At 67.6% G+C, this 11,915-nt stretch carries 10 protein-coding genes; 7 read left to right on the top strand and 3 right to left on the bottom strand.

Features of this window, described 5'->3' with window-relative positions:
- A partial coding sequence (locus AC5RUJ_RS05115; protein ID WP_494155645.1) for a biotin transporter BioY occupies positions 1-474 on the top strand: 474 nt, incomplete at its 5' end.
- Between the two features lie 138 nt (positions 475-612).
- On the opposite strand, the gene AC5RUJ_RS05110 is transcribed toward AC5RUJ_RS05115, so the two are convergent.
- Positions 613-1,410 carry a CPBP family intramembrane glutamic endopeptidase gene (locus AC5RUJ_RS05110; protein ID WP_494110083.1) on the bottom strand — a complete coding sequence of 266 codons (798 nt, stop codon included), beginning with the start codon at positions 1,408-1,410 and terminating at the stop codon, positions 613-615.
- Positions 1,411-1,537: 127 nt separating this feature from the next.
- Complete coding sequence (arfB, locus tag AC5RUJ_RS05105; RefSeq protein WP_494128412.1) at positions 1,538-1,978, bottom strand: alternative ribosome rescue aminoacyl-tRNA hydrolase ArfB; 441 nt, start codon at positions 1,976-1,978, stop codon at positions 1,538-1,540.
- 84 nt (positions 1,979-2,062) lie between these two features.
- On the opposite strand from arfB, the gene AC5RUJ_RS05100 reads away from it, so the two are divergent.
- The 4 genes from AC5RUJ_RS05100 (at position 2,063) to AC5RUJ_RS05085 (ending at position 5,832) form a co-directional block, all read left to right on the top strand.
- On the top strand, positions 2,063-2,500 hold the full coding sequence (locus tag AC5RUJ_RS05100) for a VOC family protein (RefSeq protein WP_494000331.1): 438 nt from the start codon (positions 2,063-2,065) through the stop codon (positions 2,498-2,500).
- A 74-nt stretch (positions 2,501-2,574) separates the two neighbouring features.
- The gene (locus tag AC5RUJ_RS05095; RefSeq protein ID WP_494128411.1) at positions 2,575-3,138 is read left to right on the top strand and encodes a dihydrofolate reductase family protein; all 564 of its coding nucleotides are present in this window, start codon (positions 2,575-2,577) and stop codon (positions 3,136-3,138) included.
- Positions 3,139-3,148: 10 nt separating this feature from the next.
- Positions 3,149-4,105 (top strand): TIGR03885 family FMN-dependent LLM class oxidoreductase, encoded by a 957-nt coding sequence (locus tag AC5RUJ_RS05090; protein WP_494128410.1) that lies wholly within the window; start codon positions 3,149-3,151, stop codon positions 4,103-4,105.
- A gap of 38 nt (positions 4,106-4,143) precedes the next feature.
- Complete coding sequence (locus tag AC5RUJ_RS05085; protein ID WP_494128409.1) at positions 4,144-5,832, top strand: alpha-amylase family protein; 1,689 nt, start codon at positions 4,144-4,146, stop codon at positions 5,830-5,832.
- Positions 5,833-5,869: 37 nt separating this feature from the next.
- Here AC5RUJ_RS05085 and AC5RUJ_RS05080 read toward each other — a convergent pair whose 3' ends face one another.
- Entirely contained in the window at positions 5,870-7,312 is a 1,443-nt protein-coding gene (locus tag AC5RUJ_RS05080) for an amino acid permease (protein ID WP_494128408.1), read from the bottom strand.
- 341 nt (positions 7,313-7,653) lie between these two features.
- Here AC5RUJ_RS05080 and fdh point away from each other — a divergent pair, with 341 nt between their 5' ends.
- Together fdh and AC5RUJ_RS05070 are read left to right on the top strand one after the other, a co-directional pair.
- Complete coding sequence (gene fdh, locus AC5RUJ_RS05075) at positions 7,654-10,956, top strand: formate dehydrogenase (RefSeq protein ID WP_494022603.1); 3,303 nt, start codon at positions 7,654-7,656, stop codon at positions 10,954-10,956.
- On the top strand, positions 10,953-11,915 hold a 963-nt coding region (locus AC5RUJ_RS05070), incomplete at its 3' end, for a 4Fe-4S dicluster domain-containing protein (RefSeq protein WP_494155644.1). The genes fdh and AC5RUJ_RS05070, both read left to right, overlap by 4 nt.

The raw sequence follows: 11,915 nt of genomic DNA, 5'->3' as shown, positions 1-11,915 counted from the left end.
CCGCTGTGGCCGGTCCCGATCACCGGCCAGACCCTGGCCGTCCTGCTGGTCGGCAGCACGCTGGGCCCGGTCCGCGGCATGCTGTCGATGGCACTGTACTGGGTGGCCGGCGTGGCCGGCATGCCGGTGTTCAGCGACGCCTCCTCCGGCCTGGCCGCCGCCGTTGGCCCGACCGGCGGCTACCTGGTGGGCTTCATCGCCGCCGCGGGGCTGACCGGCTGGCTGGCCAAGCGCAACTGGGACAAAAAGTTCCTGGGCGCCACCGTTTCATTCTTGGCGGGCACCGTGATCACCTTCGTCTTCGGCATGGCCTGGCTGGCCATTTCCCTGGGCGCCGACCTGCAGCAGACGCTCGAGTGGGGCCTATACCCGTTCATCATCGGCGGCATCGTGAAGTCGCTGATCGCGGCAGCCGCCATGCCGGCCGCGTGGAAGCTGGCGGCCCGACTGCCCAAGGACTCTGCCCGCGCCTAAGGGACTCGACCCGCCCGCTTGGAATGCCCCTGCTCTAGGACGTGATGCCACCTGAGGCTACTCGTATCGTGTCCACTTGAATTCCGGGCTCCCTCAATGCTTGTTCCAACAAGACGCCGCCGCTGCACCGAGTCCAGTTCAGGTGTCGTCCGGGAATGCTGAGTAGCGATCCGGTCTGGATCCTGTTCGGCGCCCCTTAGCGCGTGCCCCGCTTTGTTGGTAGAGCGCTAGGACGACGGCGAGCATGGCTGCGGCGGCGATCTGCTGCCACTCTCCCTCGAACGCCTTGAGCTTTTCCGAGCCGGAGGCGTTGAAGGACCCGTGAAGGAGGCCGACGATGAGGATGCTTCCGCCCGCGCCCAGATACACCATGCCGGCCAAGAGCCTGAAAATCGGGGCGAAGAGAAACAGGACCGCCCAATAGAAAAGCACCTCCCGGACGGGCGTCCCCGTGAAGCCTTTGTCCGCGAAGGCGAGGGGGAGGTGGATGAGGGCAAAGGGTAAGGCTGTCAGCAGCGAGCCGGCGATCAGGCCCCACCGCTCCATCAGCCGGTGCTGTACCACGGCGGTCCAGGCCAGCTCCTCCCAGATATTCGCCAGCACAGCCCCGACGAGGATGGCATTGAGGAAATAGTTGCCGGTTTCAGCGGCCCAGCCGGCTTCCGGTTGCCGAAAAGACCCGGTCGCCGCGGCGATCAGCAGGGTCAGCACGGGTATGGCGAGCAGGGCGGCGATATACCAGCCGACGCCTACCCGCCAGCGGACAGCCTGCCGAAAAAGGCCCCGGACCGCCTTCCCGCCGCCGGAGGCTGCGGTCACGAGGACCGCCGTACCCAGCAGGATCAGCAGCTCTGCCAGGAGCCCGGGCACAACGTTGCCCAGCAAAACGATCGATATCGCCTGCGCCGCCCACGTCAGCCCGATCGCAATGACCACAAAGGCAGTTACCGGATGCCGGGCGATCAGGCGTCCCGCAGGACCTCCGCGGGGAGATGGCGCCGGTTCGGCTCTCGAGGCACCGTTACCCATGCTCACCCCATTCCAAGAGCGCAAAATGGTCAGCTTATTCGGAGTTTGGGCGCCTGCGGTTGCGCTTGGTCTCCGAGCGCAACCGTTTCGATTCGAGCCGGCGGCGCCGCGAGCCAGCCGTGGGCCGGGTTGCCCGCCGGACGACAGGCGGAGTCACCGCGTCCCGCAGGAGTGCGACGAGGCGTTGCCGCGCCGCAGCCCTGTTTTGCCGCTGGGAGCGGTGTTCGGAGGCGCTGATGGTGAGCACCGTGCCCGAGATCCTCTCGGAGAGCCTGGCGACGGCGCGATCGCGTTGGATCTCGCTGAGCGCCGTCGTGGTCCCCAGATCGAGACTGAGCTGCACACGTGAGTCGGCGGTGTTGACGCTCTGGCCGCCAGGGCCCGAGGCTCGGGAGAACTGCTCGACCAGCTCTCCCGCCGGCACCCGGAGGCCGCGGGGCGCGCCGGGTCCCGGGGGCACATGCAGGTCGTCCACACGATTTATTGTGCCGCAACTCCGACGCGGCGCAGCTGGCTGGGGGCTTCTTTTTTGTCCTCCCGGCTCGCTAGCATGTCGCGCATGGCCATCAAACTGGAGAACGTCGGTATCGCCGTTCGCGACCTCGAAGCAGCGATCGCCTTCTTCACTGACCTCGGCCTGACGGTCCTCGGCCGTGACACGGTCAGCGGTGACTGGACCGACACCGCCGTCGGGCTCGACGGCAACCACGCCAACATCGCGATGCTCCAGACCCCGGACGGTCACGGCCGGCTCGAACTCTTCGAGTACCTCCACCCCGAAGCGATCGAGTCTTCGCCCACCCGCCCGAACGAGATCGGCATGCACCGGGTCGCTTTCTCGGTAGACGATTTGGACAAGGCCCTCGAAATAGCCGCGAAACACGGCTGCCGGCCGCTTCGCGGGGTGGCGACTTATGAGGACGCCTATAGGCTCACGTACGTCCGCGGTCCCAGCGGCATCATCGTGATGCTCGCCGAGGAACTGAAGAAGAACTGACCGGTGCCGGCGTCGCTCCGGCACCGGCACACCCAGCGTGAAGGGGCGGAACGATCATGGGAACCCTCGCCTTTGTGGCAACAACGTCCATCGACGGCTACGTCGCCGATGCCGACGGCGACTTCCAGTGGACGGGCCCGAGCGATGCCGTGTTCGCCGTGCACCTCGAGCGCATGGCGGAGGTGTCCACCGAGGTGCTCGGGCGGAGAACCTATGCGTTGATGGGGTACTGGGACACCTATCCGGACGGCGAGGACCGTCCTGTGGCTGAGCGGGAGTTCGCCCGGCGCTGGCGGGGCCTGGACAAGGTCGTGGTGTCGTCGACCATGACGGTCGAAGAGCTCACCTCGGACCGGGCACGCATCGTGCCGCGCCTGAGCCTGGTCGAGCTGCAGCGGGTCGTGGAGCGTGCGAAGGGTGTAGTCGAGATCTTCGGGCCCACGGTCGCGGCAGACGCGATCCGTGCGGGCCTGGTTGACGACTTCCGGTTCTTTGTGGTGCCAAAGATGGTGGGGGGAGGCCTGCGCGCCCTGCCCGACGACGTGCACCTCGACCTGAGCCTTACCGAACACAGAATCTTCGACAACGGCATCGCGTACCTGCGATACATTCCTCGACAACCCGCCAAGGCACCATAAGGATGGAGGGGTGCCTGTCATCGGATTCCACGCATCCCACGAACAGATCTCGCCCGCCCAGCTGCTGCAGGACGTGAAACTGGCAGAGGAGGCGGGGTTCGACGCCGCCATGTGCTCGGACCACATCGAGCCGTGGTCCGCGCGCCAAGGTCATTCCGGCTTCGCCTGGTCCTGGCTCGGTGCGGCGCTGGCCACCACCGCGCTGCGGTTCGGCGTGGTCACCGCCCCCGGCCAGCGCTACCATCCGGCGATCATTGCCCACGCCGCGGCGACCTTGGCCGTCATGTTTCCGGGCCGGTTCTGGATGGCGCCGGGCAGTGGCGAGAACTCCAACGAGCACATCACGGGCGACGCCTGGCCCGCCAAGGACGTGCGCCAGCAGCGGCTGGAGGAGTCCGTGGAGGTGATCCGCCGCCTGCACGACGGCGAGGAGGTCACCCACCGCGGACTGGTCACCGTCGAGCACGCCCGGATTTGGGAGGTGCCCGAGCCCAAGCCCGAGCTGATCGCCCCCGCCATCAGCGTGGAGACCGCCCGCCGTGCCGCGCGCTGGGCGGACGGGCTGATCACCGTCAACCAGGCGCCGGAGCAGCTCAGGAAGGTCCTCGCCGGCTACCGGGACCATGGCGGCCGCGGGAAGGCCGCGCTGCAGGTGCACCTGTCCTGGGCGCCGTCGGAGGAGGCGGCCGTCGAGATCGGCCTGGACCAGTGGCGCTCCAACACCTTCGCCCCGCACGTGGCCGCGGACCTGGCCACGGCAGGCCACTTCGACGCCGTGAGCGAGCACGTCGGCGAGGACCAGTTGCGCAAGGCGGTCAACGTATCGGCCAGCACGGGCCGGCATGTGGAGTGGCTGCAGGAGTATCTGGACTTGGGCTTCGACGAGCTGTACCTGCACTTCGTGGGCCAGGAGCAGCGGCCCTTCATCGAGACGTTCGCCGGCGAGGTCCTGCCGAAACTGCGCTGACGGACCGGACCGCATGGACGGGAAGCGAGGAGTAGCCAGTGAGGATTACCGACACGTCCGACCTGTGGTGGAAGACAGCTGTTGTCTACTGCCTGGACGTGGAAACGTACTTCGATTCCGACGGCGACGGCGTGGGCGACTTCGCCGGCCTGGCCCAGCGCGTGGATTACCTGGCCGAGCTGGGCGTCACCTGCATCTGGCTGATGCCCTTTTATCCGACGCCCGAACGGGACGACGGCTACGACGTCACGGACTTCTACGGCGTGGACCGGCGGCTGGGAGACCATGGGGACTTGGTGGAGTTCCTCCGCACGGCCCGGGACCGCGGCATGCGGGTCATCGCGGACCTGGTGGTCAACCACACCTCCGACCAGCATCCATGGTTCCAGTCCGCGCGCCGGTCCACGGACAGTCCCTACCGGGACTACTATGTGTGGCGGTCCGACCCGCCGCCGGACACCTCCCGGGAGGTTGTGTTCCCGGACCAGGAGCGGTCCATCTGGACCCAGGATTCGCCCTCGGGGGAGTGGTATCTGCACCGCTTCTACAGGCATCAGCCGGACCTGAACGTGACCAACCCCGAGGTCAGGAACCATATCGCCAAGGCCATGGGCTTCTGGCTGGAGCTGGGGCTTGACGGTTTTCGGGTTGACGCGGTGCCCTTCTTCCTTGAAACCACGGGGCAGGACGGGTCCGGGCTGCCGGATCCGCACGAATTCCTGCGGGACCTTCGCCGTTTCCTGAGCCGTCGCCGCGGCGATGGAATACTGCTCGGCGAAGTCAACCTGCCCTACGAGGACCAGCTGATCTTCTTCGGCGGCAGCGACGGCGACGAACTGAACGTGATGTTCGACTTCATCGCCATGCAGAACATGTACCTCTCCCTGGCCCGGCAGGACGCGGGCCCGCTGGCGAAGGCCCTGCAGGGCAGGCCGGCCATCAACCCGGACAACCAGTGGGCCACCTTCGTGCGCAACCACGACGAGCTGACGCTGGACAAGCTCACCGAGGAGGAGCGCCGAGAGGTCTTCGCGGCCTTCGGGCCCGAGGAACAGATGCAGCTTTACGGCCGCGGTCTTAAACGCCGCCTGCCCCCGATGCTGGGCGGAGACCCGCGCCGGATCAGGATGGTGTATTCGCTCCTGTTTTCCCTGCCCGGCACCCCGGTGCTGTACTACGGCGAGGAGATCGGCATGGGGGAGAACCTGGACGCGGAAGGCCGCCTGGCGGTCCGCACCCCCATGCAGTGGACGAACGGTCCGAACGCGGGCTTCTCCACCGCCGAGCCCGGACAGTTGATCTCGCCGCTGGCCGACGGCGGCTTCGGCCCGCAGTTCGTCAACGCAGCCCAGGCCAAACGGGACCCGGAGTCCCTGTGGAACTTCATGGCCACGTTGATCAAGCGCTACCGGGAGTGCCCGGAGCTGGGCTGGGGGCACTTCGAGATCCTCGACCAGCCGGAGAAGTCCGTGCTGGCGCACCGCTGCACCTGGGAGGAGTCCAGCATGGTGCTGCTGCATAACCTCTCGTCCGATCCAGTTACCGTCGTGCTGAATCTGGCCACGCAGGACCGGCCCGCGGAAATGCTCCGGGCCGTGCCGCTGCTGGACCTGCTGGGTGGCGCAGACGTGAAAATCGCCGAGGACGGCACCTGCACCCTGCCCCTCGAGGGGTTCGGCTACAAGTGGCTGCGCCTGCAGCATCCCGAGGACCGGCGGCTACCGTAGGTTGGCGCGCGGTTTCAGGACACAGTACCGAGAAAAGTCAGGGTACGGCCCGGTGGCGCGGGCTGTCCGGGTTCATCAGTGAGTGCTTGCGGCTGTAGAACAGGTAGATGGCCAGGCCGATGATCAGCCAGACCACGAAGCGCAGCCAGGTTTCCCAGTGCAGCTGGAGCATCAGGAAGCCGGAGGCCAGGACCCCGAAGGCCGGGACGACCGGCATCCACGGCAGCCGGAAAGTCCGCGGCACCTCGGGACGGGTGCGCCTCAGCACGATTACGGCCACACAAACCACCACGAAGGCGGCCAGGATGCCGATGTTGGTGAGGTCCGCCACGGCCCGGATGGGGAACACTCCGGCCAGCAGCGCCGACGCGATGCCGGCGATCCAGGTCACCCGCTGCGGGGTGCCGTGCCGGTCCGTCGCCGCAAACCAGGACGGCAGCAGCCCGTCGCGGCTCATGGAGAACCACACCCGCGTCACGCCCAGCAGGAAGGTGAGCATCACGGTCAGGATCGAAACAACGGCGAAGGCGGCAATGATCGTGGCCACGACCGGCAGCCCGACCGACTCGAAGGCGGACGCGAACCCCGCGGTGGGGCTGATGTCCCTGTAGTTCTGCATGCCGGTCAGCACCAGGGTGGCCAGCACATAGAGAGTCATCGCGATGGCCAGCGACAGCAGGATCGCCTTCGGCATGTGCTTCTTGCCGTCGACGGATTCCTCTGCCGCCGTGCTCATCGCGTCATAGCCGAACACCGCGAAGAACACGGTGGCGGCTCCGGCCAGTACCGGACCGAATCCGGAGGGCATAAACGGGTTGTAGTTGCCCGGGTTCACGAAGAAGAACCCCAGCCCGATGATGAAGAGGATCAGCAGGATCTTCAGCCCCACCGCTATCAGTTCGAACCGGCCGAAGGTGCGGGTCCCGCGGCTGAGGATCCAGGTAATCAGCAGGCAGACCACGATGGCCGGCAGGTTGACCACGCCGCCCTCGACCGTGTCGGCGGTGCCCTCCATCCACGCCGGGACCTGGACGCCGATGCCCTCCATAAAGGCGCTGAAATAGCCCGAGATGCCGATGGCGACGACGGCGACGATGGCAGTGTATTCCAGCAGCAGGTCCCAGCCGATGAACCAGCCGATGACCTCCCCCAGGGCCACATAGCCATAGGTGTAGGCCGAACCGGCAAACGGGATCATGCCCGCGAATTCCGCGTACGACAGGGCCGCCGCCGCGCTGGCCAGGCCGGCAATGAGGAAGGAAATGAGCACCGCCGGGCCGACCGGAGCCGCCTCGGGGCCGCCGTTGGCCACCAGCCCGGCCAACGTGAAAATGCCGATGCCGATGATCCCGCCGACGCCGATCGCGGTCAGCTGCCAGACGCCCAGGCTTTTGGACAGATGGCTTTCCCCGCTCTCCTCCGCCAGCTCCGTGATCGGCTTGCGCCGGAGGAGGGACTGGGAACCGCTCCAAGTAGCCATGCCAGACTCCGATGTTCGCGCCTGCATCTGCGGCCGGAGCCTGCGCCAGGGGCGGCTCCGTCCCGCCGATGCCCCGTACGTGTCCGAGTATGGACCGCGCGCTGCCCGCAGGGAATACCTTGCCGGCCCTCACGCGCAAAACCGGCAAACACCGGCCCCGGTCTGGCCCGCGGCGGGTAGCTTCGAGACAGGGACAAGCCGAAGACCGTGGACGAGTACCAGGCGGCGTTCCCCGCAGGCGCCCGCTCGCTGCTGGGGGAGCAGCCTGTGCCCGCGGAGCCGATCCTCCGGCGTCGTCGTTTCCCCTGTTGTCCGTGAATTGGATGGGTTAGGGTGGGCCCATGTCGCGGTTCAGCTTCCTGGAGTGGCCGGTGGTACGGCAGTTCCGCACGAGTGATTCTCTCGGGCGGGGCGAGGCCGTGACCTCGCAGCGGACCCGTGAAATCGCTCCCCGGACGTCCACCGCGGACCGCGTGGTGCAGAGCGTGTGTCCATACTGCGCGGTGGGCTGCGGCCAGCGTGTCTTCGTCAAGGACGAAAAGGTTGTCCAGATCGAGGGTGACCCGGATTCGCCGATCTCGCGCGGCCGGCTCTGCCCCAAGGGATCCGCCAGCGAGCAGTTGGTCAACGCGCCCGGCCGGCAGACGAGGGTGCTCTACCGGGCGCCCCACGCCAAGGACTGGCAGCACCTTGACCTGGACACCGCCGTCGACATGATTGCCGACAGGTTCCTCGACGCGCGCCGGAACACGTGGCAGCAAAGCGATGAGCACGGCCGGCCGCTCCGGCGGACCATGGGCATCGCCGGGCTGGGCGGGGCGACCCTCGACAACGAAGAAAACTATCTGATCAAGAAACTCTTCACCGCTGCGGGCGCCATCCAGCTCGAGAACCAGGCCCGCATTTGACACTCCGCAACGGTTCCCAGTTTGGGAACCTCGTTCGGACGCGGCGGCGCGACGCAATCGCTGCAGGACATGGCCAACGCCGACTGCATCGTCATCCAGGGCTCCAACATGGCCGAGTGCCATCCCGTGGGCTACCAGTGGGTGACGGAAGCCAGGGCCCGCGGCGCGAAGGTCATCCATGTGGATCCGCGGTTTACCCGCACCAGCGCGGTGGCAGACAGGCACGTGCCCATCCGGGCCGGTTCGGACATCGTGTTGCTGGGCGCCCTGATCAATTACGTGATCAGCAACGATCTGTGGTTCAAGGATTACGTGCGGGCCTATACCAATGCGGCGACCCTGGTGAACCAAGAGTTCCGTGACACCGAGGACCTGGACGGGCTGTTCTCCGGATTCGATCCGGAAACGGGCCAGTACGACCTCGCGTCCTGGGCCTATGAACGGAAGGCGGAGGCCGGAGAAGCCGGCGGCCACGAACACGGCGCCGACACCGCGGACCGGGCGGCCGGGCACCAGTACGGCAGCGGCGGGCCGACCCTGGCCCACCCCGATTTCGAGCAGGATCCCACGCTGGAGCACCCGCGGACGGTGTTCCAGATCCTGAAACGGCACTATGCCCGGTACACCCCGGAGATGGTCCGGGACGCCTGCGGCATTTCCCTGGCGGATTTCGACTACCTGGCGCGGGCGGTCACGGAGAACTCCGGACGCGACCGGACCACCTGCTTTGCGTATTCCGTCGGCTGGACCCAGCACACCGTGGGCGCGCAGTACATCCGGACCGCGGCGATCCTGCAGCTCCTGCTGGGCAACATGGGCCGGCCGGGCGGGGGAATCATGGCGCTGCGCGGCCATGCCAGCATCCAGGGCTCCACCGACATCCCGACCCTGTTCAACCTGTTGCCCGGCTACCTCCCCATGCCGAAGGCCGAGATGGAGACGTTGCAGGACTACCTCGGCGGCATCGCGTCGCCGGACCAAAAGGGCTACTGGGCCGACGCCGATGCCTACACCATCAGCCTGCTCAAGGCCTGGTGGGGCGACGCGGCCCGTGAGGACTCGGACTGGGGCTACGGCTACCTTCCGCGCATCAACGGCCCGCACGGGACCTACCAGACAGTCATGGGCATGCTGGCCGATGAGGTCGAGGGCTACTTCCTGTTCGGCCAGAACCCCGCGGTCGGATCCGCCAACGGGCGCATGCAGCGCCTTGGCATGTCCCATCTGAAATGGCTGGTGGTGCGCGACCTGAACCTCATCGAGTCGGCGACGTGGTGGAAGGACGGCCCCGAGATCGCCACGGGCGAGCTGCGGACCGAGGACATCGGCACCGAAGTCTTCTTCCTGCCGGCGGCGACGCACGTGGAAAAGGCCGGAACCTTCACGCAGACCCAGCGGCTCCTGCAATGGCGGCACCAGGCCATCCAGCCGCCGGGGGACTGCCGCAGCGAACTGCAGTTCTTCTACGAGCTGGGCCAACGCCTCCGGGCAAAGCTGGCGGATTCGACCGATGAACGGGACCGGCCGCTGCTGGACCTCACGTGGGACTATCCCACCGACGAACACGGCGACCCCGACGGGGAGGCGGTGCTCGCGGAAATCAACGGCCGGCATCTCACCGGTCCCCGCGCCGGCATGCCCCTCTCGTCGTACACCGAGATGCGCCCCGACGGCTCGACCTCGGGAGGATGCTGGATCTATACGGGCGTGTATGCCGACGGCATCAACCACGCCGCCGACCGCAAGCCCGGCCAGGAACAAGGGCCGGTCGCCTCCGAGTGGGGCTGGGCCTGGCCGGCGAACCGGCGGATCCTTTACAACCGCGCGTCGGCGGACCCCGACGGCAAGCCCTGGAGCGAACGCAAGAAGTACGTCTGGTGGGACCCGGAGCAGAACCGGTGGACCGGGGAGGACGTCCCCGATTTCCCGCTGGACCGCGCTCCCGGGAGCAGGCCGGATCCGACGGCCGGCGGCGCCGCCGGGCTGGCCGGCGACGACCCGTTCATCATGCAGGCCGACGGCAAGGGGTGGCTGTTCGCGCCCAAGGGCATGGTGGACGGGCCGCTGCCGACCCACTACGAGCCGCAGGAATCTCCGGTCGCCAACCCGCTCTACGGGCAGCAGCAGAATCCCGCCCGGCTCACCTTCCCGCGCGCAGACAATCTCAGCGCCCCGAGTGCCAACGTGCCCGGTGCGGACATCTACCCCTTTGTGTTCACCACGTACCGCTTGACCGAACACCACACGGCCGGCGGGATGAGCCGGTGGCTGCCGTACCTCTCGGAGCTGCAGCCGGAAATGTTCTGCGAAGTGTCGCCGGAACTGGCGGCGGAACGCGGCCTGGAACCCTACGGCTGGGCGACAATCGTCTCGCCGCGGGCAGCCATCGAGGCCAAGGTGCTCGTGACCGAACGGATGAAGCCGCTGGTCATCGGCGGGCGCACGGTGCACCAAATCGGGGTGCCCTACCACTGGGGCGTCGGACAGGAAGCGGTCATCAGCGGGGACGCAGCCAACGATCTGCTGGGCGTGACCCTCGACCCCAACGTGCAGATCCAGGAATCCAAGGCCGGATCGTGCGACATCCTCCCGGGCCGCCGTCCCCGGGGCCCGGAACTGCTCGCCCTGGTCGCCGAATACCAGGCCCGCGCCGGGGTGACACCCGAGACCGGCAGCGACAAGATCACCCACCCCGGCCCCGTGCCGGGCGATGACACCACGAGGGAAGGCTCATGAACCGGCTGACCGAAGCGCCCGGGGACATTCCGCACACCGGACACCCGCGCAAGGGCTTCTTCACGGACACCTCGATCTGCATCGGCTGCAAGGCGTGCGAGGTGGCCTGCAAGGAATGGAACCGCAATCCCGCCGACCCGCAGCACGAGCTGCTGCAGTCCTCCTACGACAACACCGGCTCGCTGGGAGCCGACACGTGGCGCCACGTCGCCTTCGTCGAGCAGGACCGCGGGCGGATCGAAAAGGCGCGCGACTCCGGGCGCGCACTCGTCAGCCTCGGCATGCCAGGCATCGGCCCGCCGGGAAGCGCGGCTGCAGCAGGGAAGCCTCCGGGGGTGGATACCACGCCCCCCGATACGCCTGATTTCCGCTGGCTGATGTCCTCGGATGTGTGCAAGCACTGCACCAACGCCGGGTGCCTGGACGTGTGCCCCACCGGTGCGCTGTTCCGCACCGAGCACGGCACCGTGGTGGTGCAGGACGACGTCTGCAACGGTTGCGGCACCTGCGTCGCGGGATGCCCGTTCGGCGTGATCGAACGGCGCAGCGACGGCACGGCAGGACCGAAGACACAGCGCGACTTCACCCCGGGGGAACAGGCCCCGACCCGCAACGTCGGTGTCGCCCAGAAGTGCACGCTGTGCTACGACCGGATCACCGACGGCCAGACGCCGGCCTGCGCCCAGGCGTGCCCCACGACGTCGATCAAGTACGGCGAGCGCGAGGAAATGGTGGCCACCGCGAAGCAGCGGGTAGCAGAACTCCACTCGCAGGGGCTGACCGAGGCACGCCTCTACGGGGCCAACGATGCCGACGGCGTGGGCGGCACCGGTTCCGTGTTCCTGCTGCTCGACGAACCGGAGGTGTACGGGCTGCCGCCGGACCCGCGCGTGCCCACGGCGGACCTGCCGCGCATGTTCAAACGGGCCGGCATCGCCGCGGCCGGCATGTTGGCCGCG

Source organism: Arthrobacter sp. Y3223164 (genome assembly GCF_059091005.1).
The sequence above is the reverse complement of the archived record's forward strand: the minus strand, read 5'-3'. Positions and strand labels throughout refer to the sequence as shown.